Origin of the sequence: Segatella cerevisiae (genome assembly GCF_024054555.1) — a bacterium.
In the GTDB taxonomy this organism is placed as follows: Bacteria; Bacteroidota; Bacteroidia; order Bacteroidales; family Bacteroidaceae; genus Prevotella; species Prevotella cerevisiae.
The window spans coordinates 59135-82929 of sequence record NZ_JAMXLY010000010.1; the positions used below are offsets into that span (position 1 = coordinate 59135).

20 protein-coding genes, 2 tRNA genes and 1 pseudogene are annotated in these 23795 nt (G+C 41.9%); 18 read left to right on the forward strand and 5 right to left on the reverse strand.

Going from position 1 to position 23795, the window contains the following annotated elements:
* The first annotated feature begins 89 nt into the window (after positions 1-89).
* Both panC and panD read left to right on the forward strand, forming a co-directional pair.
* Positions 90-947 carry a pantoate--beta-alanine ligase gene (gene panC, locus NG821_RS04215; RefSeq protein WP_252760415.1) on the forward strand — a complete coding sequence of 286 codons (858 nt, stop codon included), beginning with the start codon at positions 90-92 and terminating at the stop codon, positions 945-947.
* Between the two features lie 26 nt (positions 948-973).
* The gene (panD, locus tag NG821_RS04220; protein WP_252760416.1) at positions 974-1318 is read left to right on the forward strand and encodes an aspartate 1-decarboxylase; all 345 of its coding nucleotides are present in this window, start codon (positions 974-976) and stop codon (positions 1316-1318) included.
* A 146-nt stretch (positions 1319-1464) separates the two neighbouring features.
* Here panD and NG821_RS04225 read toward each other — a convergent pair.
* Positions 1465-1547: transfer RNA gene (locus NG821_RS04225), tRNA-Tyr, on the reverse strand.
* Positions 1548-1552: 5 nt separating this feature from the next.
* Positions 1553-1627, reverse strand: a tRNA-Val gene (locus NG821_RS04230).
* A 147-nt stretch (positions 1628-1774) separates the two neighbouring features.
* Here NG821_RS04230 and NG821_RS04235 point away from each other — a divergent pair.
* A complete protein-coding gene (locus tag NG821_RS04235; RefSeq protein ID WP_252760417.1) occupies positions 1775-2557 on the forward strand; it encodes a TIGR02757 family protein in 783 nt (260 codons plus the stop codon).
* Positions 2558-2587: 30 nt separating this feature from the next.
* On the opposite strand, the gene NG821_RS04240 is transcribed toward NG821_RS04235, so the two are convergent.
* Entirely contained in the window at positions 2588-3880 is a 1293-nt protein-coding gene (locus NG821_RS04240; protein ID WP_252760418.1) for a phosphatase PAP2 family protein, read from the reverse strand.
* A 257-nt stretch (positions 3881-4137) separates the two neighbouring features.
* Here NG821_RS04240 and NG821_RS04245 point away from each other — a divergent pair, with 257 nt between their 5' ends.
* The 3 genes from NG821_RS04245 to eno all read left to right on the forward strand — a co-directional run bounded on the left by NG821_RS04245 (position 4138) and on the right by eno (position 9367).
* Positions 4138-6567 (forward strand): DsrE/DsrF/DrsH-like family protein, encoded by a 2430-nt coding sequence (locus tag NG821_RS04245; RefSeq protein ID WP_252760419.1) that lies wholly within the window; start codon positions 4138-4140, stop codon positions 6565-6567.
* A 445-nt stretch (positions 6568-7012) separates the two neighbouring features.
* Positions 7013-7516: a flavodoxin FldA gene (fldA, locus tag NG821_RS04250; protein ID WP_252760420.1), complete on the forward strand. Its 504-nt coding sequence runs from the start codon at positions 7013-7015 to the stop codon at positions 7514-7516.
* A 537-nt stretch (positions 7517-8053) separates the two neighbouring features.
* A complete protein-coding gene (gene eno, locus NG821_RS04255; RefSeq protein ID WP_252760421.1) occupies positions 8054-9367 on the forward strand; it encodes a phosphopyruvate hydratase in 1314 nt (437 codons plus the stop codon).
* 397 nt (positions 9368-9764) lie between these two features.
* On the opposite strand, the gene NG821_RS04260 is transcribed toward eno, so the two are convergent.
* Both NG821_RS04260 and NG821_RS04265 read right to left on the reverse strand, forming a co-directional pair.
* Positions 9765-10115 carry a nitrous oxide-stimulated promoter family protein gene (locus tag NG821_RS04260; protein WP_262921856.1) on the reverse strand — a complete coding sequence of 117 codons (351 nt, stop codon included), beginning with the start codon at positions 10113-10115 and terminating at the stop codon, positions 9765-9767.
* A 16-nt stretch (positions 10116-10131) separates the two neighbouring features.
* Positions 10132-10416: an HU family DNA-binding protein gene (locus NG821_RS04265; RefSeq protein ID WP_252760422.1), complete on the reverse strand. Its 285-nt coding sequence runs from the start codon at positions 10414-10416 to the stop codon at positions 10132-10134.
* Between the two features lie 296 nt (positions 10417-10712).
* On the opposite strand from NG821_RS04265, the gene NG821_RS04270 reads away from it, so the two are divergent.
* From NG821_RS04270 to NG821_RS04325, 12 genes and pseudogenes are all read left to right on the forward strand, one after another.
* Positions 10713-11483: a hypothetical protein gene (locus NG821_RS04270; RefSeq protein ID WP_252760423.1), complete on the forward strand. Its 771-nt coding sequence runs from the start codon at positions 10713-10715 to the stop codon at positions 11481-11483.
* Positions 11484-11744: 261 nt separating this feature from the next.
* On the forward strand, positions 11745-12008 hold the full coding sequence (locus tag NG821_RS04275) for a prevent-host-death protein (protein WP_252760424.1): 264 nt from the start codon (positions 11745-11747) through the stop codon (positions 12006-12008).
* Positions 11996-12264 (forward strand): annotated as a pseudogene (locus NG821_RS04280) (Txe/YoeB family addiction module toxin). The gene NG821_RS04275 and the pseudogene NG821_RS04280 overlap by 13 nt, the downstream one beginning before the upstream one ends.
* 1047 nt (positions 12265-13311) lie before the next feature.
* Positions 13312-13629, forward strand: a complete 318-nt coding sequence (gene rplU / locus NG821_RS04285; RefSeq protein ID WP_252760425.1) for a 50S ribosomal protein L21 — start codon at positions 13312-13314, stop codon at positions 13627-13629.
* Between the two features lie 16 nt (positions 13630-13645).
* Entirely contained in the window at positions 13646-13933 is a 288-nt protein-coding gene (gene rpmA / locus NG821_RS04290; protein WP_252760426.1) for a 50S ribosomal protein L27, read from the forward strand.
* A gap of 207 nt (positions 13934-14140) precedes the next feature.
* The gene (gene serS / locus NG821_RS04295) at positions 14141-15436 is read left to right on the forward strand and encodes a serine--tRNA ligase (RefSeq protein ID WP_252760427.1); all 1296 of its coding nucleotides are present in this window, start codon (positions 14141-14143) and stop codon (positions 15434-15436) included.
* A gap of 248 nt (positions 15437-15684) precedes the next feature.
* Entirely contained in the window at positions 15685-18039 is a 2355-nt protein-coding gene (locus NG821_RS04300; RefSeq protein WP_252760428.1) for a bifunctional dihydroorotate dehydrogenase B NAD binding subunit/NADPH-dependent glutamate synthase, read from the forward strand.
* A 210-nt stretch (positions 18040-18249) separates the two neighbouring features.
* Positions 18250-19122, forward strand: coding sequence for a nucleoside phosphorylase (locus NG821_RS04305; protein ID WP_252760429.1), 873 nt, complete (start codon positions 18250-18252; stop codon positions 19120-19122).
* Positions 19123-20484 carry a tRNA uridine-5-carboxymethylaminomethyl(34) synthesis GTPase MnmE gene (gene mnmE, locus NG821_RS04310; protein WP_252760430.1) on the forward strand — a complete coding sequence of 454 codons (1362 nt, stop codon included), beginning with the start codon at positions 19123-19125 and terminating at the stop codon, positions 20482-20484.
* 479 nt (positions 20485-20963) lie between these two features.
* Positions 20964-21770 carry a helix-turn-helix domain-containing protein gene (locus tag NG821_RS04315; RefSeq protein WP_252760431.1) on the forward strand — a complete coding sequence of 269 codons (807 nt, stop codon included), beginning with the start codon at positions 20964-20966 and terminating at the stop codon, positions 21768-21770.
* Between the two features lie 104 nt (positions 21771-21874).
* Entirely contained in the window at positions 21875-22984 is a 1110-nt protein-coding gene (locus NG821_RS04320; RefSeq protein ID WP_252760435.1) for a site-specific integrase, read from the forward strand.
* Between the two features lie 137 nt (positions 22985-23121).
* Positions 23122-23795: hypothetical protein (locus tag NG821_RS04325; protein ID WP_252760432.1), on the forward strand; the 674-nt coding region annotated here is incomplete at its 3' end.

The window sequence follows — 23795 nt, forward strand, 5'->3', positions numbered from 1 at the left end:
ATTATTCGCAATTTTTTAGGATAATTCTTCCTTATTTAAGAAAAAAAGTTTTATTTTGCAATTCGATATAGTATTAAAGTTTTTGGGTTATGAAAATATTCAGTAAAATTGTTGACCTTCAGAATGAACTCTTTTCTGTTCGTAAAGAAGGCAAGTCGGTCGGTCTTGTACCGACGATGGGCGCTCTCCATGAGGGGCACGCATCTCTTATCAAGCGGTCTGTGAAAGAGAACGACGTCACAGTTGTGAGCGTCTTCCTCAATCCCACCCAATTCAATGATAAGAGTGATCTGGAGCGTTATCCGCGTAATCCGGAAGCTGATCAGAAGTTGATTGAAGAATGTGGTGCTGATTATTGTTTTGCTCCTTCAGTAGAAGATATTTATCCTACCCCTGATACCCGGCATTTCGAGTTTCCTCCTGTCACGACAGTGATGGAAGGCGCTCACCGTCCGGGGCATTTCAATGGTGTCTGTCAGGTCGTGAGCCGACTTTTCTACATCGTGCGTCCTGACCGCGCTTATTTCGGGGAAAAGGATTGGCAGCAGATCGCTGTCGTCAAGCGTCTGGTCAAGTACATCGGAATGAAAGTCCAGATCGTCTGCTGTCCTGTAGTGCGGGATAAGGATGGACTGGCCTTGAGCAGCAGGAACACTTTGCTCTCGGCTGACGAACGCAAGATTGCTCCGAAGATTTACGAAACATTAAAGGCGAGCCTCGATTTCAAGAAAACTCACACTGTTGAGGAAACGCATGACAAGGTCGTTGCTGATATCAATGCTGTACCGGGGTTGTCTGTGGAATACTTTTCCATAGTCGACGGCAACACGCTACAAGACGTGAAGTCTTGGGACGACAGTTCTGATATCGCAGGTTGTATAGCAGTAAATTGCGGTGCTAAACCGATTCGCCTGATAGATCATATCACCTATCAGCAATCTGTTTGACCTGAAAATGTTATCTTTTAATTACAATGGAAATTGAAGTTCTGAAAAGTAAGATACACTGTGTCAAGGTAACTCAGGCTAACCTGAATTACATGGGAAGTATCACGATTGACGAGGACTTGATGGATGCTGCCGGAATGATAGCAGGAGAAAAGGTCCAGATCGTGGATAATAACAACGGTGAGCGTTTTGTAACATATATTATAAAAGGAGAGCGGGGCAGTGGCTGCATTTGCCTGAACGGTGCTGCAGCCAGGAAGGTCGTGGTCGGTGATATTGTGATCATCATGAGTTTTGCTCTGATGGATTTCGAAGAGGCCAAGACTTTCAAACCGACTATTGTATTCCCTAAGGAAGGCAATCTTTTATAATTGCGTGTTCAGCACTGTAACTGGAAACAGAGAAGGGAGTGGAGAACAATGAAAAATTGATTCCCTCTCCCTTTTTTAATAATGAGCTGAAAATTAATATTGTAGTGAATTTAACAAAAAGTCATTTATCAGGAGAAATAACTTTGTGGGTAGTGATGGATTCGAACCACCGAAGGCGAAAGCCAGCAGATTTACAGTCTGCCCCATTTGGCCACTCTGGTAACTACCCCAGTGTGGGCGTTGACGGATTCGAACCGCCGACCCTCTGCTTGTAAGGCAGATGCTCTAAACCAGCTGAGCTAAACGCCCTGATTGCGGGTGCAAAGGTAGGACTTGTTTATGGGAATTCCAAAAGTAGCAGGATTCTTTTTAACTTTTTTAAGAGTTCAGAATTACTGAAACCTGGTTGGGATTCTTGATAAAGTGCTGGATGACAGAATAATTGGCTTTGGACAGATGAAGGTATTCGTGAAAGATGCTTTGAGAAAATATGCCGAGTTGTATGAGATTGCGGATTTCCTGGAAGGAGACCCTTCATGGTTCATGCATCAGGTGACCGGATCGCGAAATCAGGAAGTCATGGCGTTTATTGCCTCCGCTCTGAGTTATGGCAGCAGAAAACAGTTTATGCCGAAGATCGAGTATCTTTTGGATGCTTCAGCCCATCAACCTTATGAGTGGCTAGTCAATGGGAGTTATACGAGTCATATTCCTGATGACTCTGCCTGTTATTACCGGTTGTATACGAATCACAAGATGTATGGCTTTTTGGAAGTCCTGAGGAGTTTGTATCAAGAATACGGCAGTATGGCTGATTTTGTCAGTGAAAGGGTTCAGGGACATGATGCTTCGGACAGTGGATTGATCGCTTTGAAGAGTATCAGTGGCTATTTCCATAGTCGGGGCATCTCTGGTATTGTCCCTCAGTATGGTTCTTCCTGTAAGCGACTTTGCATGTTCCTGCGGTGGATGTGCCGAGATCACTCTCCTGTGGATTTAGGATTATGGTCTTCATTGATCGACAAGCGTTCGCTTTATATTCCATTGGACACTCATGTCCTGAAGGTCTCTCAAAGTATCGGCCTCATCCCGCATCGTTCTCCCGGATGGACTACTGTTGTCTTGTTGACCGATGCCCTGAAGAAAGTCTTTCCGGATGACCCGATGAAAGGAGACTTTGCTCTTTTCGGGTATGGCATTCACGAAGACAAAACCGGCAGAGGAATGATTACAGGATAGCAGGATAGTTCCAACAGTGCTGCAACGAGTTTAAAATCTGATGCAGGCCCGTGCCCCTAAAGTCAGGATGTGTAAATATTCCTTGCTGGAAAGACCATGAGGCGGGCGGAGGTCATAATCAAGGAACAGGCTGGCTCCGAAATGATCTTCAAATTGACGGTTGACAGAAAGTCCGGTACCGAATCCCCAACCATTGTTCCTGGGGATGATGGTGGAACTGATTCGGGTATTTGTGTACCAAGTATGGTCCAATAATAATTTTGTCCCTAATGATAATCGCTCAGAGAGGGGGAGGGAGAAATAAGGGCCTATGGAAAGAGAATAAAAATCGAAGGTGTCGTCAGGAGCTTCACTACCGTTGACAATAAAACGGAGATTGGAGATCGACGCTTTTCCACCAAAACCGATATATGGGTTAATGAATCCCGCTCCTTCAAGGCCTATTGTCGTTCCAGAGGAGGTCTTGAACGACAAGTTTTCATTCAGGTCATATTTGCTGAGAGGGAGATTGTATCCCATATATAATCCCAGAAAGGATGAAGACTCATCACCTGAAAAAAGGTCAGGCTGTGATTTCCTCTGGAGACCTTTGCCCTTGCAGATCTCATCAGCAATCCAGTATCCGAACTCTGAGGAAAGTATTCCAATCCCGGCTCCTGTGATCACATCGCTCAACCAGTGCTTATTATTGGCCATTCTCATCAGCCCTGTGGCAGTAGCTATACTGTAGGCTCCAACACTGACCCATGGGCTGAGATAGCCATATTCCTTGCTTAACATCGTGGCCGTCATGAAAGCTGTGGCCGTGTGGCCGGAAGGAAAACTATGCCGGTCGGACCCATCCGGACGCATCACATGTGTAGTCGTCTTCAGGATGTTGACCGTTGTCCCCATGATTGCAGCGGAGAAAGCATCACTGATCAGCATCCGCCCCCACGAACTGCGACTTTCAACTCCTGCTGCCTTTAACCCTAACAGTATAGCCGCAGGAGCATATTGGGTATAGTTGTCCACGGTGCGATGGAAATGAGGCATAAAGTCGTTTCTAAGACTTCTGAATTGATCATCCTGCCGCTTGACAACCAATCCGCTGATAATGAGCGGTATCCCAATATGGGTTGACTGAAACCAACGGGATTGTACGAAACGACTAACATTAGGATGGATATAACGGATGGGCGTATTGGAGGTGTCTCTGCTCGTACTGTCTGTACCGTAGTATACAGATGTTGCTGCCCCTAAGGCTGTGGCTTGGGGACAAAGCAGGATAACCGCAGCAATCGTATGTATGATCGTTCTCTTGCCAAAGATGAATTGATGCATATTATGTTTTGCAATAAATAGAATCAGATGATTTAATATTATTCTTATCGTCCGGCAAACATACAAAAGAATTTTGGTGAAAATCTGAAGATGGAGGAACAAGTCTTGCAGGAATGGAAAATTCGTGATAGAAGAGTTAAATATTGTTTAATGGCGAAATTGTTTCTCTGAGAAACTTGTCTGATCGGCAGAAAGTGATTATATTTGTGAATATTTCCAGAGGAAATTATTAGTAACAGAGTATATAGAATAGATTTATGAAACATGTGATTATTGGTGGTGTTGCCGGTGGGGCGACAGCTGCGGCTAGGATCAGACGGGCTGATGAGACAGCCGAAATCGTTCTCTTGGAAAAGGGAAATTATATTTCTTATGCCAATTGTGGATTACCTTATTATATAGGTGGTGTCATTTCAGATCGGAGCAAACTCTTCGTGCAGACTCCGGAAGCGTTTTCTCAAAGGTTCAACATTGATGTCCGGACGCATCATGAGGTGACTGAGATTCATGCTGATAAGAGAACCTTGAGTGTTAAGCGACTTGATGGTACCATATATGAAGAAACCTATGACCGGCTTTTACTTTCTCCAGGTTCTTACCCCCTACGTCCTCAGATGCCGGGTATAGATCTGCCGGGGATCTTTACGCTTCGGGACGTTGGAGATACTGATGCCATTAAGGACTATCTGGATAAGCATCATGCCGGACATGCTGTCATCGTAGGGGGAGGTTTCATCGGACTCGAGATGGCGGATAATCTGAAGTCTGCCGGAATTCAGGTCTCTATCGTCGAACAGTCTGATCAGGTGATGGGACCGGTGGATTTCTCCATAGCCTCTTTCGTGCACAGGGAACTGATGGCACAAGGTGTAGGTCTGTATTTGGGACAAGGGGTGACCCATTTCGGACAGGTTGGGGAACAGATCGATGTATTCCTTTCTTCGGGGGAATCGATCAGGACGGATTTGGTGCTTCTGTCTATTGGGGTGCGGCCTCATACAAAACTCGCTGCCGATGCAGGGATCAAGATAGGGCAGAGAGGGATTCAGGTCGACCGTTATCTCGAAACGTCGGTCAAAGGTATTTATGCAGTGGGGGATGCTATTGAATTCCCTCATCCCTTGACCGGGAAGCCTTGGCTCAACTATCTCGCAGGACCGGCCAACAGGCAGGCTCGGATAGCAGCCGACAATATGGTGTTCGGCAATAAGGAAACTTATGAGGGGGCTGTCGGCACATCCATTGCCAAAGTCTTTGATTTAACGGTCGGGGCTACTGGTCTTGCGGCAAAAACACTACGTAGAGAAGGCACACCTTATCTAAGTAGTACGACAACGAGTCCTTCTCATGCCGGTTATTATCCGGGGGCATTTCCTCTGGTGACTAAATTGGTTTTTGAACCGAAGACCGGACGACTCCTTGGCGCTCAATGTGTGGGGCACGATGGCGTGGACAAGCGCATCGACCAACTCTCCATCGTCATCAAGCATAACGGCACGGTCTATGATCTGATCCAACTAGAACAGGCTTACGCGCCTCCTTATTCTTCGGCTAAGGATCCTCTGGCAATCGCAGGTTATACGGCTTCCAATATCCTCAGTGGCGCTATGCCGGTAGTCTACTGGCGGGAAATCAGGGACAACAAGAAAGAAATCTATCTCATTGACGTGAGAACTGAGGATGAATATCAGTTGGGCTCCATCGAAGGTGCTGTCAATATTCCTTTGGACCATCTGCGAGAACGCATCTCTGAAGTGCCGCAAGACCGTCCGGTGGTCGTGTTCTGTGCAATAGGTTTGCGTGGCTATCTGGCCCTGCGTATTTTATCGGGCAGGGGATACAAGAATGTGAGGAATCTGTCAGGAGGATACCAACTCTATGAGGTGGCTACCCAGAAAATCAGTCATGAGTTGCCTCGTGATACACAAGACGGGGATCAAAAGGAGGTACAGGAAACCCAAATGGAGATTTTGAAGGTCGATGCCTGCGGACTTCAGTGCCCAGGACCGATCTTGAAATTGAAAAAGGCGATGGATGACTTGCAGTCGGGAACGCGGATGGAAGTTGTCGCTACCGATCCCGGGTTCCCTAAAGATGTGAGGGCCTGGTGTCAGAGTACCGGTAACCAACTGGTGGCTTCTAACGATGATAATGGTTATCATAAGGTGGTCATAGAAAAGGGGTCGAAACAAACTCCCGACCAGTCTGTTGCCGTAGCAGGCAACAAGTCTCTCATCCTCTTCAGCGATGACCTTGACAGGGCTATAGCTACATTTGTATTGGCTAATGGCGCTGCAGCGACCGGAACAAAAGTTTCGATATTTTTCACCTTCTGGGGACTGAACGTCATCAAGAAGAAGCACAAACCTTCTGTTAAAAAAGATTTCTTCGGCAAGATGTTTTCATGGATGCTGCCATCAGACAGTACAAGATTGAAATTGTCCAAGTTGAGTATGATGGGAATAGGGGGCAAACTCATGCGGCACCTGATGCGGAAAAAGAATATATCTTCTTTGGAGGAACTCCGTCAACAGGCGATGGACAATGGGGTTGAATTCATAGCCTGCCAAATGACAATGGACATCATGGGCATCCATAGAGAAGAACTTCTGGATGGCGTGACTGTCGGAGGTGTGGCGACCTATATGCAACGCGCTGAGCAGTCCAATGTCAACCTCTTCATTTGAAAGTCTTTTGATGTAGAAACGGGGAATTGACACTTTGGCAGTTATCACTGAAATATTGTCACAGATGACATTCGGGCACAGATATTGCAATCCTGTCAGTAGCTCTGAATCTTCAAGACGAAAGGGCAAGGTAGAAAGGTAAAGATTAGAATCAGGAGGTAATTGAAAATGGCATATCTGATGTGTTTGACTGGAGTGTTCTTTATAACAACTTTGGTCGCCCGCAATCAAATGGGGCAGCACGGACGGTTGAGACATATACGTTTTTAACATCTGTTCACAACTATAGGTGATAGATTTTTCTTATCACTAAAATGGAATCCATTATTTTTAGGTATTGTGGGTTCCATTTTTTTGTCCTATCTTTGCAGCAATAAAGTTTGTTTTATGCAATTTGTAAGTAAGAATTAAAATCTGATGTATAATTTCTAAATTAAATAAGACAATGAATAAGACGTATGTAATTTATGGATCCTCTACTGGAACTTGTGAGGATATTGCTTCGAGGATCGGAGAAAAACTTGGTCTATCTAATAATGAAATCATTAATGTCGCTCAGTTGACTGCTGCCCAGGTCAACGAAGCCAAGAATCTGATATTGGGAACTTCGACATGGGGCTCCGGTGAACTTCAAGATGACTGGTATGATGGACTCAAAACACTTCAGTCTTGTGATTTGAAGGGCAAAACCGTTGCTTTATTCGGCTGCGGGGATTCTGAGAGCTATAGCGATACTTTCTGTGGGGCTATGTCTGAACTCTATAAAGGCATTAAGGACAGTGGAGCAAAATTCATCGGATCTGTTTCGACCGACGGCTACACTTATAGTGATTCTGACTCTGTCATTGATAATAAATTCATCGGTCTGGCTTTGGATGACGTGAACGAAAGTGACAAGACAGATGCTCGTATTGAGGCTTGGGTCAATCAGATCAAACCTGAACTCTGATAGTTTCTAAATCAATAAATATTTTGGATATTTGATATAAATATATATTCCCTCTTTGCATATTGAGGAAAGCACAAAAGTTTTTTTCCTTAGTAAAATTTTATAATGTTTTTGTATAATAGTAATAGGGGTGTCGGGAGATACCCCTTTTATTTTGCGTGTCTGTCCTATAGAGAAAGTAACTTTCATGAATTAGGATCGGTCCACTTTTCTTGTGTTATGTCCCCTCGCTCTTGTGCAATACCGAGGTGTCTCGGCACCCTAAAGTCATTCCAGAAATGGGGGAGGAAGTGCAGCACTTTTGAGACCTGACAGATGTCCATTGACCTCTTTTTTGTTCCTGCCAACCTGAAAAAAGAGTTACTCAGAATTATCCTGACAAGAGAAGTAAGTTTCAGCATACACCTAATCGTTAAATAATGTTACTATTTCGAATAAAGCTTATATCTTTATTACCATTTGAAAAAATCTTCGTATCTTTGAAATACTCAAAAAGAGACTAGTGTAGATACATTTAATTAATAATTTATCAGATTTATGAAAATTCAAAAAATTCATGCAAGAGAAATCCTTGATTCAAGAGGAAATCCTACCGTTGAGGTAGAACTCACATTGGAGAATGGTGTAACGGGACGTGCCAGTGTACCTTCAGGAGCTTCTACAGGTGAGAATGAAGCTTTGGAACTCCGTGATGGAGACAAAAAACGTTTTGGCGGAAAAGGTGTACTGAAAGCTGTTAATAATGTTAATAAAATTATCGCTCCGGCATTACTTGGTGATGATGTTCTGAATCAACGTGCATTAGATCTGAAGATGCTTGCGCTGGATGGTACTCCTACTAAGAGCAAACTCGGTGCTAACGCCATTCTTGGTGTAAGTCTGGCTGCTGCTCATACAGCTGCTAAAGCCCTAAATATTCCTCTGTACCGCTATATCGGCGGATGCAATACTTATGTGATGCCTGTACCTATGATGAATATCATCAATGGTGGTGCTCACTCTGATGCTCCTATCGCATTCCAGGAGTTCATGATCCGTCCTATCGGCGCTACTTCTGAAAAAGAGGCTATCCGTATGGGCTCAGAGACTTTCCATACGCTGCAGAAATTGCTGAAGAAACGCGGCTTGTCTACTGCAGTAGGTGACGAAGGTGGTTTCGCTCCTGCATTGAATGGTATTGAAGATGCTTTGGAGAGTATCGTTGAAGCTATCAAGACTGCCGGTTACAAACCAGGAAAAGACATCACTATCGCAATTGACTGCGCAGCTAGTGAATTCTCTTCTAAGGAAAATGGCAAGTATTACTATAATTACAAGCAACTTTCCAATGGTATGCCTAAGGATCCTAATGGCAAGAAACTTTCTGATGACGAGCAGATCAAGTTCTTGGATCAGTTGATTTCCAAGTATCCTATCGACTCTGTTGAGGATGGTCTTGATGAGAACGACTGGGATGGCTGGGCTAAGATGACTGCTGCTTTAGGCAAGAAGGTCCAGTTGGTAGGTGATGACTTGTTCGTTACTAATACCAAGTTCCTTGAAAAGGGTATCGAAACTGGTGCTGCCAATGCTATTCTGATCAAAGTCAACCAGATTGGTACTCTGACTGAAACTTTGGAAGCTATCGAGATGGCTCATCGTCACAACTACAATACTGTAACTTCTCACCGTTCTGGTGAAACTGAGGATACAACTATTGCTGACATCGCTGTAGCAACAAATTCCGGTCAGATCAAGACTGGTAGTATGAGTCGTACAGACCGTATGGCTAAGTACAACCAATTGATCCGTATCGAAGAGCAATTAGGTTCTCAGGCTGTTTACGGCTATAAGAAGTTGACTAAGAAATAAATTCTATTTTGCTCCTAATAAGGGCAATTAGATTTTATTGGGAAATGATATTAAGGTCGGGGAGTTGATTGAACTCTCCGGCTTTTTTTGTTTATAGTGTTTCCGTATAAACACCTGCTGTTCTTAACAGATTTTAAATCGGTTCACTAATTTCTCTTTTATGCTGCTCCCAATAAAATCCTACCATTCTTAATAAACTTTATACCAGTTTTCCGATTTTGTTTGATCGGTTTTCGTGTAAAGCCGTTTTGATTTTCTCTTGGCTGAAATTAAATCCTGTAAGGCAGAGGTTGGGATACTTTTTTCTGGTCGGTATAGGATTTTTAGACCTTATATGATCTTTATGGTAAGTTTATGGTCAAAAATCTTTTCAAGATTGAGTCCAGGTTACAGTTGATTAGATGAGGGGACTTATTTTATGAGACGAAAATCTTTTAGAAACTCGGTCATGACATACTTGGAGTAGGTGTCCTATAGCTGCGCGAGGGCACCAGAAGATCATGCGTGGACCGGTCCATCTCATGATTTCACGTATTTCATTTCTTTTTTCCGGAGCATAGCAATGGTGCGGACAGTCCTTGCAAGCTGGTTTGTTATTTCCCCAACTACAATGGTCTATTTTGAAACTTGCATAATTGATGAGTTGCAGGTATTTTTCAGGTACTTGATCGGTTCTTAATTTGTGTTTGCAATAGAGCTCGATCATCAATTTTACAATCTGTTTGTCACGCTGTTTCTCGGAATTCATTTTATTTCTTCAAGATTCAGGCGTGTTTACGTGAAAAGATGCTTAGATTATCAGAAGGTTTGAATACAACCTTATCATGAGCTTCGATTGTGATCTTGTCACCATTTGCAGGATTGACTCCTTGGCGTTCAGAAACGTGTTTCTCATAAAATCTTCCAAAATCAGGTATGCTGACTTCTTCGTCGCCGTCGCAAACATTGTCAGCGATAGTTCCCAATACCGCATTGACATACTTTGCTGCCTCAGATTTGGAGATGTTGGCTTTTGCTGCAACTGCAGCCGTTAATTGTGTCTTGTTCATATTCTAGGATTTAGAATGCAAAGTTACAAAGAAATTCTCAATCCATAAAACTTTTATAATCCGAATAAGATGCTCAACAGTTTCCTTTAAAGACTTTTATTCATAAGGCTTCTTTATCAAAGAGTGAAGTGCTATTCTTTATAATTCTATTTATTGTAATTTTATTTATAGTTAAAAATTATATATATATAGCATAAAAAATAGTTTTTTTCTTTTTCTTTGTTTGAAAAAGTAATTTTTTTCTTATATTTGTGGTAAAATGTAAATTTATTAATTTAAATAAAGGAGGAGAAAATATGAAAAAAGCTATATCTATTTTTGTTGGGCTATTGACTATTTTAGGTGTTTGTTCATGTAGCGACAATGATGTTAAGGAACCAGTAGCTAGCAATACAGAGTCGGACATGGAAGTTTTATCTCGTTTTGTTGATGTAAACGAAGCTACAAACGAGTATTACCTCAATGAAGATAAAAAAACAAGTGCATTGTCTTATATAACAGGACCTGATTTGCAGGATTTGGAAAAAGTTAGTCCTTTGAGTATTGAAAAATTTAAAACTAACTTGCGTGCTTTAAATGCTCAAGTAGCAAGTGCTGTTTCGAATCCAAATACTGCTTATATTGTTTTTTCTGTAAATGGGAAAACTCTGGTTAAAAAGGTGAAGAAAAATGCGAATTTTGATATTTCTGTATCTAAGGATGCTATTGCGGGAGCGAGGGCCAATTTCCCTTCTTTGAGTATTAATGGAGGTTCTCAAAGTTCTACGGGGTTTTTTTATGATCCCAGTCGAACTCTAAAAATGCAAGTTAATTTAAATCCTGCACTATTTTCTACTTATTATTTCTTTGAAGTATCAGATCCTAATGCGAAGCCAAGTCCAGACGATGATACAACAACACCAGAAAGTGTTGCTTTTAGTGGAACAGGATCGTTACCGAACAATACCTTTACTTGGACTTCTTATTCGGATGCAAATGTAGCAGGTAAAGGCTTCAAGTGGGAATTTACAGGAAAGGGTAATAATCCTTCTTCTGGTTTTATAGCTAATTGTACCTTTAGTTATTAAAAAACGCTTTGAGGAAATTTTGCTAGATACGAACTTATTTATTTGAATAAAGGTAAGAATAGAGCCATATCAGACTCTATATTCGAGTTCTGATATGGCTCTATTATATTTTAAAGGTACATTTAGTGACCTTGAATGGTTCTTATTTTAATTTTAACACATCCTAAAAATATATCTTTTATTCTGTGTACACAAATAAGTACCAAAAATATTTTGAACTTTGGATTTAAGTTGTTATCTTTGTCCCAAAACATTAAAGCCATGCAAATAGTAACGTCAAGGGAATTTAGGGCCAATCAGAAAAAGTATTTTGATTTAGCGGAGCGGGGAACGGTATTTGTCTTTCGTAAGAACGCACGTCCCATTGTCATTAGCGTTGCGGATGATGACGATTACCTTTCAAAGGGAGAACTTCTGTCTATCCAAAAGGGGTTGAATGACATTAAGAACGGCAGAACTTACAAGATGCAGGATGGTGAGAGCCTTACTGATTTTCTAATGCGCAAGGAAGCATGTACGAAATAGAATTTTCGAGGGAAGCCACAAAGGAACTTCTTAGATTGATGAAATCTGACGTGCAAACCTATAAAAAGTTTGAGAGTCTTATCCCTGAACTTCGGGAGCATCCCTACACAGGTACGGGGCACCCTCACCAACTTCGTCATGTCAATGGCATTTGGTCGAGAAAACTTGATAAAAAAATCGTCTTTGTTATATTATTAATGATACGACAGTGGTAGTGTTTGTAGTCTCTGCAATGGGACATTATGATGACAAATAAAAAATAAAGTGCATATTCGTATTTATCATAATGTGTATTATATTTTAGAAAGGGCAAAGTTAGGTTTCTTCATTGATGTTGTACTTGTGTCTTCGCCGATGTTGTACTTGTGTATTCATAATGGTTCTTATAGACATGGATCTTCAAGTTGTATTCAAGTGTCAGACAATCCTATAATTATTAATGTGGAATTTATTTTTATCTTAAGACTGGTATATTCCGAGTTTCGTGCCTGTGTCTTAAGAATAGTCACATGATTATAGCCGTTATATTTTTATCCTTCAGTTCGATTTCTCTATAACAGTTATGCGGTGATCTCCATAAATGTTAAACGCAGTTTGAAGAAATCTTTCCTCAAACTGCGTTTGCTTAAACCTTCAATTCAAAATTAATACCGCTTTTTCTTTAAAAGTTATCCTTTAGATCAATCTTAATACCTCTGTACCTTGATCCTGTCTTCCAAATCCTAATACCAATATAACTAAATACCTAAAACCTACAACTAACTACTTCATCTAATACCAAATAACTAAAAACCTAAATTCAAAACCAATCTTAAAACTTCATTACTAACTAACTTTCTACTTGCAAAAGTAGTACTTTTTTCAATATATTGTCTTCTAAATCACTGATAAAGCTGCTTAAGAGAGGCTTTTCTTGACTTAAATCAATGATTTGTGCACGAACACAGTTTGCTGATTTCACTCTTAATTTGTCCCAAGAAACTTAGATAATGGCCATGTTTTCATTTCAGTTTGCATTTTAGAAGAGTTAATACTCTTTTTGTCCGAAGGTATTTGGAAAGTCAGGCGACAATATCAGACCTAATTTTGTAAAACTATCCCCTACTCTGTACCTGAGAGAAATGCTCAAATGAAAAATACGTATGAGTTAATTATTCTTAATACTTGAAACAATTTTAAGGCATCATCCTACTGTGACCGATCTTTTTTGTAATTTTGTTCTCGATTTGCCGTTTAGGCTTGAATAAGTTCTGTCAGAAAGGCAGACGCCTGGCGGTAGAAACCCGTTTTAGTTTATAAATTAATGTACGCAATTGTAGAAATTAACGGTCAGCAGTTTAAGGCTGAAGAAGGCAAGAGCCTCTTCGTGCATCATATCAAGGATGCCGAGACCGGAAAGACTGTTGAATTCGACAAAGTATTGCTCGTTGACAAGGACGGAGCAGTAACAGTCGGAGCACCGAAAGTAGAAGGTGCAAAAGTGGTAGTAGAAGTGGTGAATCCTCTCGTAAAGGGTGACAAAGTGCTCGTGTTCAAGATGCATCGTCGTAAGGACGAGCGCAAGCACATTGGCCATCGGACCCATTTCACAGAACTTAAAGTTAAACAAGTAATCGCTTAAATCGGAGGAATTTATTATGGCACATAAGAAAGGTGTAGGTAGTTCTAAGAACGGACGTGAGTCTGCTTCTAAAAGATTAGGCGTTAAGATCTGGGGTGGTCAAAAGATTACTGCAGGAAATATTATTGTCCGTCAGCGTGGCAACAAGCATTTCCCCGGTGATAATGTCGCACAAGGCAAGGATGATACACTCTACGCTCTGACAGACGGTATCGTATACTTCAAGAAAGGAAGCAAGAACAAGAGTACCGTTTCAGTGCTGACGCCTGAAGACTTTGCTAAGAAAAATCAGGCGGATGCCTGACGCATAAGCAAAAACTATTCCAAACAAACAATAAGAGCCTGTTCCCATCGGAGCAGGCTCTTCATTTTTGGTTCCTTCTCCTTTCCCCTACAAAGATTTTTTTGAGAAAGATTTTCACATTCCGATTTTATTTCGTATTTTTGCTTTCTGTAAAAGTCTTTTCTGACTGGATGGAATTTAATTTATAAAAATATATAGATATATCTTATGCTTACACTTAAACAGATCAGTGAAGAAACTGAACATGTGATCAAGGGGCTTGAGAAAAAGCACTTTGAAGGCGCACGCGAATCTATTGAGAAAGTTCTGGAATATGATAAAATACGTCGCGAGGCTCAACAACAAGCTGATGCCAACAAGCAGCGACAAAACCAACTTTCCAAGCAGGTCGGTGAACTGATGAGATCAGGAAAGAAAGACGAAGCTGATAAAATCAAGACTCAGGTAGCTGACTTGAAAGCTGATTCCAAGGCTCTTCAGGAAGTGATGGAAAAGTCCCAGAAAGACATGACGGATCTTTTGCTCTCCATTCCAAATATTCCTAATGACGATGTTCCTGAAGGAAAGGACTTCCATGATAATGTAGTTGTCAAGAATGGTGGTAAAATACCTGACTTGCCTGCTGATGCCCTTTGCCATTGGGATATCTGCAAGAAGTTTAATTTGGTGGACTTTGACCTGGGCGTGAAGATTTCAGGTGCTGGTTTCCCTGTTTATATCGGCAAGATGGCTCGTTTCCAGCGTGCCCTTGAAGCCTTTTTCCTGCAGGAAGCCCGTAAGGATGGCTATCTGGAAGTACAACCGCCTTATGTCGTAAATGAAGATTCCGGTTATGGTACGGGACAGTTGCCTGACAAGGAGAACCAGATGTATCACTGCAATCTGGACGACCTCTATCTCATCCCTACTGCCGAAGTTCCGGTGACCAATATTTTCCGGGATGTCATTCTGGAAGAGAAGAAATTGCCTGTAAAACTCTGTGCCTATTCCGCATGCTTCCGTCGTGAAGCCGGTTCTTATGGCAAGGATGTACGTGGACTGAACCGTCTGCATCAATTTGATAAGGTCGAACTTGTCCGTATCGATACACCGGAACACAGTTATACTTCCCTGAAGGAAATGCTGGATCATGTAGAAGGTCTCTGTCAGAAATTGGAGTTGCCTTATCACATCCTAAGGCTCTGTGGTGGTGATATGAGTTTCACCTCTTCTATATGCTATGATTTTGAAGTATGGAGCGCAGCTCAAAAGCGCTGGCTGGAAGTGTCTTCCGTCTCCAATTTCGAGACTTATCAGGCTAACCGTCTGAGATGCCGCTACCGTCGTCAGAGCGACAAGAAGATCACGCTTTGCCATACGCTGAACGGCTCTGCTTTGGCTTTGCCGCGTATTGTAGCTGCTATTCTTGAAAACAACCAGACTCCTGAGGGTGTCCGTGTTCCGAAAGCACTCGTGCCCTATTGTGGGTTTGAAATGCTTGATGACAAAAACTTTGATGATTGATAAATAGAAAGAGGAGATTCGTTCTCCTCTTTTCTGCTTTTACCACGGAAAAAACAAAAGGTTTTCTATTATACAACTTTGAAATTTTGCTCTTTTGACCGGTTACTTTAAGAATTCCTTTTTTAGATCCCAACTGCTAATTTAATTTCTTCATTTCTTAATTATTTCTTTGCGGGTTGTTCTTGATTCTTCTGCATGACCCGTCCTATATATTCCTTCAGTTTATAGAAAAATTAAATCCAAGTGTTATGTATAAGATCCTCAAGAAAGAGCAATTCTCCGATAAGGTTTTTTGCTTGGAAGTAGAAGCTCCACTGATTGCTTCAAGTTGTAAACCTGGTAACTTTATTATTATTAGAGTTGACAATGTCAGTGAGCGTGTACCTTATACCATTGCCAAAGCTGATCCGGCAAAGGGCACTCTGACCCTTGTCGTTCAGGAGGTAGGTCTCTCCTCTACTAAATTGTGCAATTTGAATGTTGGGGACAGTGTTCATGATATCGTGGGACCTTTGGGTAACCCTTCCGATATAGAGAATTATGGGACGGTGGTTTGTGCCGGAGGTGGCATCGGCATAGCAGCGATCCTTCCTATCCTGACAGCCTTGAAGAAAGCCGGCAACAAGGTGGTCTCTGTCCTCGCCGGCCGTACGAAGGATCTTGTTATCATGGTAGATGACGTCAGACAATATTCCGATGAACTGATCATCATGACTGATGACGGGTCTTATGGTCAACAGGGCGTCGTCACAGTTGGGGTCGAAGAGGTCTTGAAACGTGAGCATGTCGACCGGGTAATTGCCATCGGTCCTCCGGTCATGATGAAGTTCACCTCTCTACTCGCCAAGAAATACAGTATTCCTAATTTCGTTTCCTTGAATACGATCATGGTAGACGGTACGGGAATGTGCGGTGCCTGCCGCTTGACTATTGGCGGAAAGACAAAATTCGTCTGTATAGATGGCCCGGAGTTTGATGGGGATTTGGTCGACTGGGACGAGATGTTCAAGCGTATGGGGACATTCAAGAATGCCGAGCATGAGAAGATGGAAAACTACCAAAAACACTTGGACTCCGTCTCCCTTGACTCTGATGAGAAAAAGGCGGCAGTCATCACGATGGACGTGCGACCAACGGACGATCCTATCAGTGTGCTTACTGACCGTAATGCACAGTGGCGTAAAGACTTGCGCTTTTCCATGAAACCAAAGGAACGGAATGCAATATCTCGAGTTATGATGCCGGAGTTGGATCCGGTTTATCGTGCTACGACCCGCCTTGAGGAAGTCGACCGTGGACTCACGAAAGAGATGGCACTGACTGAAGCCAAAAGGTGTCTGGATTGCGGAAAACCGACTTGTGTCGAGGGTTGTCCTGTAAGTATTAATATACCGTCATTCATCAAGAATATAGAGCGGGGCCAGTTTCTCGCTGCTGCCAAGGTATTGAAAGATACTTCAGCTTTGCCGGCAGTCTGCGGCCGTGTCTGCCCGCAGGAAAAACAGTGCGAGAGTAAGTGCATTCATCTGAGGATGGGTCAGAAAGCTGTTGCAATAGGTTATCTGGAACGTTTCGCTGCTGACTATGAGCGTGAGAGCGGAAAGGCTTCTGTTCCTGTCCTTGCCCCGGGAAACGGCATAAAAGTGGCAGTGGTAGGCTCAGGTCCTTCGGGATTGAGTTTTGCAGGCGATATGGTCAAGAAGGGATATGAGGTCTTTGTATTTGAAGCCCTTCATGAAATCGGCGGGGTTCTGAAGTATGGCATACCTGAGTTCCGCCTGCCCAACCGTATCGTTGATGTCGAGGTGGAGAACCTCAGGAGAATGGGCGTCCATTTCCACACGGATTGCATTATCGGAAAGACGATCAAGATCGAAGAACTTGAATCCAAAGGTTTCAAAGGGATCTTCGTCGGGTCAGGTGCAGGACTCCCAAGTTTCATGAATATTCCCGGTGAGAATCTCATCAATGTCATGAGTTCCAATGAATATCTGACACGCGTGAATTTGATGGATGCAGCGAACCCGTTGACGGATACCCCGATTAACATCGGAAAGAAGGTGATCGTCGTGGGCGGTGGCAATACAGCGATGGATTCGTGCAGGACGGCAAAGCGGCTTGGAGCAGATGTCACACTGGTTTACAGGCGCAGTGAGGCTGAGATGCCCGCCCGTCTGGAGGAAGTCAAGCATGCCAAGGAGGAAGGTATCCACTTCCTGACGCTGCATAATCCCAAATATTATCTTTCTGATGATAAAGATCAGGTCAGGGCTGCCGTCCTGGATGTCATGGAACTCGGGGAACCTGACGACAGTGGCAGGCGAAGACCGGTTGCAACAGGCCAAACGGTTACTGTGGATTGTGATCAGGTCATCGTGGCTATAGGTGTCTCTCCTAACCCACTTGTTCCCAAGTCGATAAAGGGACTGCAGTTGGGACGGAAGAATACGATTGTCGTCAATGATCAGATGCAGTCCAGCAGACCGGAAATCTATGCCGGTGGCGATATCGTCCGTGGCGGTGCTACTGTTATTTTGGCGATGGGCGACGGCAGGCGTGCTGCAGCCAGTATGGATATGAAACTCCAGGGGCAGGTGATCTGATTGATAGGGGATGTTTCGGAAGTCAGGTTCAAGGTACATTCATACTTTGAACCTGCCTTTGTTTTCAGGGTGTTTTTCCGGTTTCTTGTAGCGTGAAAGTGATCCGAAATAAAACCTAAAATGCTTGTTTATTTCCCTTACTTTTTGTATTTTTGTAGTTTCTTATTTATAAACACGTATCCATCTGAATACGATTAAAAGACAGAAACTATGGCACAATATTTTGCAGAATCGGAATTGATCATCAATTCTGACGGTAGTATATTCCATTTGCATCTCACACCTGAACAATTGGCTGACAAGGTCATCCTTGTAGGTGATCCGGGACGGGTCAAACTCGTTTCTTCTCATTTTCAAACTGTAGAAAGTGAAGTCGAGAACCGGGAATTTCATTCCGTTACGGGTGAGTATAACGGCAAGCGCATGACGGTGATCAGTACGGGCATCGGATGTGACAACATTGACATTGTCCTGAACGAACTGGATGCCTTGGCAAATATAGATTTCAAGACGCGTATGGTAAAGGATCATCTGCGCTCACTCACGATTGTCCGTGTCGGTACTTGTGGTGGTTTGCAGCCCAATACGCCTACGGGAACTTTCATTGCGAGTGTCAAGAGCATCGGTTTTGACGGATTGCTCAATTTCTATGCTGGCAGAGATAAGGCCAGTGACCTCGACTTTGAACGTGAGTTCAAGCGGCAGGTCAACTGGAATGAGAAGATCGGCAACCCGTATGTGGCTACAAGTAATCAGGCTCTCCTCAACCGTGTTGCTCAGAAAGATATGGTGAGAGGGGTGACGATTGCCTGCGGTGGTTTCTTCGGCCCTCAGGGACGTGAACTGCGTCTGCCTCTTGCAGATCCTAACTTGAATGAAAAAATAGAAAAATTTGAATACCAAGGACTTAAGATCACTAATTTCGAGATGGAGAGTTCTGCTGTAGAAGGTTTGTCGCAATTGATGGGTCATCAGGCACTCACCTGTTGCATGGTCATAGCCAACAGACTCGCCCGTAAAGCCAATGCCGGTTACAAGAATTCCATTGACGGATTAGTAAAATTGGTTTTGGATAGGATTTAAATGGATAACGATACGATTTGTGCCCTGGCTACTGCAGCGGGAGGAGCCATAGGGATTATTCGGGTAAGTGGAAAGGAAGCTATTGCCATAACAGACCGGATATTCCGTCCTGCAGGTATCAAGTCTTTATCTGAGGCTGCAGCGAATACCGTCCATTATGGAGAGATAATCGATCAGAACAAGCAGGTTGTTGACGATGTTCTGGTCAGCGTGTTCCGTGCGCCTCACAGTTATACAGGTGAGGATTCCACTGAGATCTCCTGTCATGGCAGCCGGTATGTTCTCGGTCAGGTATTGAAACTGTTGATTGACAATGGTTGCCGTCAGGCTGGTCCTGGGGAGTATACACGTCGGGCTTATTTGAATGGGAAAATGGATCTCAGTCAGGCAGAAGCTGTCGCTGATTTGGTCGCTGCTACCAACAGGGCTTCACATCACTTGGCAATTAGTCAACTTAAAGGTCATTTCAGTAGTGAGTTAGGTAAATTGCGAGAACAATTACTTAAAATGACTTCCTTGGTTGAACTCGAACTTGATTTCAGTGATCATGAGGACCTTGAGTTTGCTGATCGAAGCCAACTCAAACAATTGGCACAGACGATTGACGAGAATATTACCCGACTTGCCCGTTCTTTTGAAACAGGTAATGCGCTTAAGAATGGCATTCCCGTGGCTATTGTCGGCAAGACGAATGTCGGTAAGAGCACACTGCTCAACCAACTCCTTCATGAGGATAAGGCGATCGTCAGTGATATAGACGGGACGACTCGTGATGCTATTGAAGATACCACTGAGATACATGGTCTCACTTTTAGGTTCATTGATACTGCCGGACTTCGGAAAACGGATGATCAGGTAGAGAAACTGGGCATAGAACTGACTTATAAGAAGATTGAAGAAGCTGCCATTGTCTTATGGATTGTGGATTGCCAACCTTCAGACCGCGAAATAGAAGACATCCGGTCTCGCACCAAAGGAAAGTCCTTGATACTCGTCCGCAATAAGATAGATAAGGACAGTAGTTCTGTCAAGGTCCCTCCTACTATCCCTGTCGTTTTACTCAGTGCCAAGACTGGTACCCATATTCCGGATTTGGAGGAGAAACTATATGTTGCTGCGAATATACCTGAAATAAATGAGAATACGGTCATAGTGACCAGTGCACGGCACTATAATGCACTGATGGCCGGAAAGGAAAGCATCGAGCGGGTGCTACAGGGTTTAAAAGACAATTTGAGTGGTGATCTCTTGTCAGAGGACCTGCGGATATGCCTGAATCAACTCGGTGAAATTACGGGTGGTCAAATCACCCCTGCAGAAGTCTTGAACAACATCTTCAAGCATTTCTGCATCGGAAAATAATTGCCCATTAATATCGATTACTATCCATTACTAAAATAGTGTAAAGTGTTTGATTTATAACACTTTACACTATTTCACTTTAAACACTATCTGCTTGATAGTGTTTCTTTTTGCCCTATTTCTTGTACCCTATTTGTACCGTTGATTTTTTCTTGACATTAAAAATTGCTCTCAAAAACGTCATTCAAGGGAACGATGAGACGCTATGAGATTTTGACAAATGTGTTATTGAAGGGCATGGTGAGACGCTATGAGATTACATGTGTCGTCATCAAAGGTTCTAGTGAGACGCTATGAGAAAATGTGAGACGATATGAGACAAAAAAGGTGACTTAGATAACAAATTTTTTACAAAAATGGACATTAAAAGAACGTGTGAATGGTGTGGAAGGGACTTCGTTGCCCACACTTTGACGACCCGATTTTGCTCCAAAAAGTGCATGAGAGCGTCATACAAGCACCAACAGAGACAAAAAAAAATGGAGCAGTATGAATATGATGAGGAGGTAAAGGATACCAATTCTCAAATTCAAAATATTGATGGGAGGCCTTACCTTTCGCCCACAGAAGCAGGGATCCTGCTTGGCATAAGCCGTGCGACATGTTATAGATACCTACAATCTCAACTAATTCCGGCCCTTCAAATTCTGGGACATACCATTATCAGAAGAAGCGATGTAGAGCGTTTGTTTGATAATGCCCCACAATATCGTAAGCGTGTAAACCAATTAGGGCGTAAACCAACTTCCAAGCATTATACTATGCGTCAGATTATGGAGCGATACAACATTAGTAAGAAGATGGCAATGAACCGTCTTGCCAAATTCCCTATTACAAAGTTTTATCAGGGCCGTAATGTCTACTATAGTAAAGAGGATGTAGAAAAGTATTTTGCTAATCTACTTGTAAACTTCTCCCCTTTCGATTACTACACAATTGACCAGATTATGAAGAAATTCCAAATGTCACATGCTGCAGTACTGTCATTTGTCATGCGACATCATATTCCTCGTCTGACCCATGGTAAAGAACGCTACTACTCCAAGCTTCATATAGACAATCTTAAAGGCCTCAATAATGGCATAGAAAATTCGAACTACTATACCAAAGAAGAAATAACGAAGAAGTATGGTTTGACAAAAGACCAGATTTCTTATATCTTTAAACGCTATGATATTCCAAGAATTAAAGTCGGCAGTTATATTAGAATCTCCAGGATCGAATTTGACAAAGTTTTGTTAGAAAAAAAGAATGGAGATTTTCATATTTTTGTTGCCAAGGATTAGTAAATAACGGCATATTTTCGGTTTGCAGTAGAGTAACAACAGTTTAAGATTGCTCTATGAATAAACTGGTTAAATTTGTAAGTAATAATTTTAAAAAGGGAATTATGTATAAATCATGTACCAAAGTAACATTACGTCAGCGTCCTATCAGCAAAGGGATGTTTTCTCTTTATCTGGATTATTATCCGGCCTTCAGAAATCCATATACCTTGAAGATGCAACGCAGAGAATATCTTGGCATTTATATCTATGCCAAGCCAAAGAATAAGATAGAACGTGAATATAATGAAGAAATGTTGGAAAAATCGGAAGTTATTCGCTGTCGCCGCAGTGTAGCTCTTATAAATAATGATCTTGACTGCTTTAACAAATTTCATCTGAAGGAAGACTTCCTGGCCTACTATAAGAAAATATGCTGGAAAAAAGACCAAAAATGGGATATAGTCTATGAACATTTTTATGATTTTTGCGGTGGAACATGTACGTTTGGGGATATAAATCAGTCTTTCTGCAATAAATTTAAAGAGTATCTTCTTTCCAAAGCCAATAAAAATGGCACATTCCATACTATCAGTCAGAATTCTGCTGCGAGTTACTGGTCCACTTTTAGGGCATTATTGAAGATTGCTTATCATAGTAAAATGATAGATGAAAATATCAATGATTTCTTGGAAAAAATTGATACAGAGGATGTTCACAAAGAATATCTTACCCTTGAAGAGCTTAAAAAGCTAGCCAGAACTCCTTGTAAGATCGATGTTCTTAAACGTGCTTCACTTTTTTCATGCCTTACAGGTCTTCGCATAAGTGATGTGATGAATCTTAAGTGGGAAAATATTGAGAAAGCTTCTGAGGGCGGTTATTGCATGCGTATAACCACAATCAAAACCAAATCTGTAGCCACTCTTCCTATCAGTGATGAAGCTTTCGAACTTTGTGGGCAACAAAAGGCAATAGGAACTGTTTTTAAAGGCATGAAACGCTGTTTTTGCCAGGTGCCTCTTCAAAACTGGCTGAAAGATGCCGGTATTACCAAGCATATTACCTTTCATTGTTTCAGACACACCTTTGCTACACTTCAGATAGCGGAAGGTACTGATATTTATACGGTCAGTAAAATGCTTACCCATAGAAATGTATCTACAACACAAATCTATGCTGACCTTGTAGATGAGAAAAAGCGAGAGTCTGCAAATAAAATATCACTTAAATAGAATATACAATAAACTACAATAATAGTGTGTAAATCAATGTAATATCATCTTTTGTGCACTATTTATTGTTAAAACTTATTCTCAAATATCAGTAATTAGCACAGAAATATTTAAGTTTGTGCAAAAGAAATGCTGATATGGATAAGAAGAAATTAGTTAAATGCACACGTTATGCTGATAATACTATCATGCTGTTGATGGTGTTAGGATTCATACAGCTGGATATTCTTGGAATTCTGTATTGCAGGGAAAAAGGGGCATATATACAGACTGTCTTTAGAATGTCTTCACTGACTACTGTCTTCCTTTCCAGTTCATCCATTTTAAGCCTGCTCCTTTGTCTTGGCTTAATTTGTATGTTTGTCCATAAAGTAGTATTCTGTAAATTTCATCTTGGAATACATTCTGCTTTAGAAGAAAGTACTAGAATCTTTCGATCTGAATTTAGTTTTATCCCTATTCATGCAGAAATTGATGATAGATCAAAGAAACGCAAGCAACAACTGATAGAACTTTTTTGTGTACTTATTCAAAAATTTGTGGCTTCTCATTTGAGTTCTAATGAAGATGCTCATATCTTACTTCTTGATATAAAGAAGGTCATTGAGAACGATACCATAGACATTGATCTTGTTCCTGTAAGCAACAGAAATCTTTCAAGAGAAGATATCTATCATTTGGGTTATCATGTAAAATATTATCTGTGTAAGGATAATAACTTTGGTGCGAATTTTATTTATCGTGTATTTCATCAAGAGTTTCAGAATCATGCTGGAAAAGAAAGTGTGCGATGTTCTTCCATCTGTCGAAA

Bases quoted from the DNA above. Each gene is read 5' to 3' on its own strand.
- NG821_RS04320 (WP_252760435.1), top strand. From the start codon at position 21,875: ATGTATAAATCATGTACCAAAGTAACATTACGTCAGCGTCCTATCAGC.
- NG821_RS04240 (WP_252760418.1), bottom strand. From the start codon at position 3,880: ATGCATCAATTCATCTTTGGCAAGAGAACGATCATACATACGATTGCT.
- rpmA (WP_252760426.1), top strand. From the start codon at position 13,646: ATGGCACATAAGAAAGGTGTAGGTAGTTCTAAGAACGGACGTGAGTCT.
- rplU (WP_252760425.1), top strand. From the start codon at position 13,312: ATGTACGCAATTGTAGAAATTAACGGTCAGCAGTTTAAGGCTGAAGAA.
- NG821_RS04300 (WP_252760428.1), top strand. From the start codon at position 15,685: ATGTATAAGATCCTCAAGAAAGAGCAATTCTCCGATAAGGTTTTTTGC.
- NG821_RS04315 (WP_252760431.1), top strand. From the start codon at position 20,964: ATGGAGCAGTATGAATATGATGAGGAGGTAAAGGATACCAATTCTCAA.
- NG821_RS04235 (WP_252760417.1), top strand. From the start codon at position 1,775: ATGAAGGTATTCGTGAAAGATGCTTTGAGAAAATATGCCGAGTTGTAT.
- mnmE (WP_252760430.1), top strand. From the start codon at position 19,123: ATGGATAACGATACGATTTGTGCCCTGGCTACTGCAGCGGGAGGAGCC.
- panD (WP_252760416.1), top strand. From the start codon at position 974: ATGGAAATTGAAGTTCTGAAAAGTAAGATACACTGTGTCAAGGTAACT.
- serS (WP_252760427.1), top strand. From the start codon at position 14,141: ATGCTTACACTTAAACAGATCAGTGAAGAAACTGAACATGTGATCAAG.
- NG821_RS04275 (WP_252760424.1), top strand. From the start codon at position 11,745: ATGCAAATAGTAACGTCAAGGGAATTTAGGGCCAATCAGAAAAAGTAT.
- panC (WP_252760415.1), top strand. From the start codon at position 90: ATGAAAATATTCAGTAAAATTGTTGACCTTCAGAATGAACTCTTTTCT.
- NG821_RS04270 (WP_252760423.1), top strand. From the start codon at position 10,713: ATGAAAAAAGCTATATCTATTTTTGTTGGGCTATTGACTATTTTAGGT.
- NG821_RS04265 (WP_252760422.1), bottom strand. From the start codon at position 10,416: ATGAACAAGACACAATTAACGGCTGCAGTTGCAGCAAAAGCCAACATC.
- NG821_RS04245 (WP_252760419.1), top strand. From the start codon at position 4,138: ATGAAACATGTGATTATTGGTGGTGTTGCCGGTGGGGCGACAGCTGCG.
- eno (WP_252760421.1), top strand. From the start codon at position 8,054: ATGAAAATTCAAAAAATTCATGCAAGAGAAATCCTTGATTCAAGAGGA.
- NG821_RS04260 (WP_262921856.1), bottom strand. From the start codon at position 10,115: ATGAATTCCGAGAAACAGCGTGACAAACAGATTGTAAAATTGATGATC.
- fldA (WP_252760420.1), top strand. From the start codon at position 7,013: ATGAATAAGACGTATGTAATTTATGGATCCTCTACTGGAACTTGTGAG.
- NG821_RS04305 (WP_252760429.1), top strand. From the start codon at position 18,250: ATGGCACAATATTTTGCAGAATCGGAATTGATCATCAATTCTGACGGT.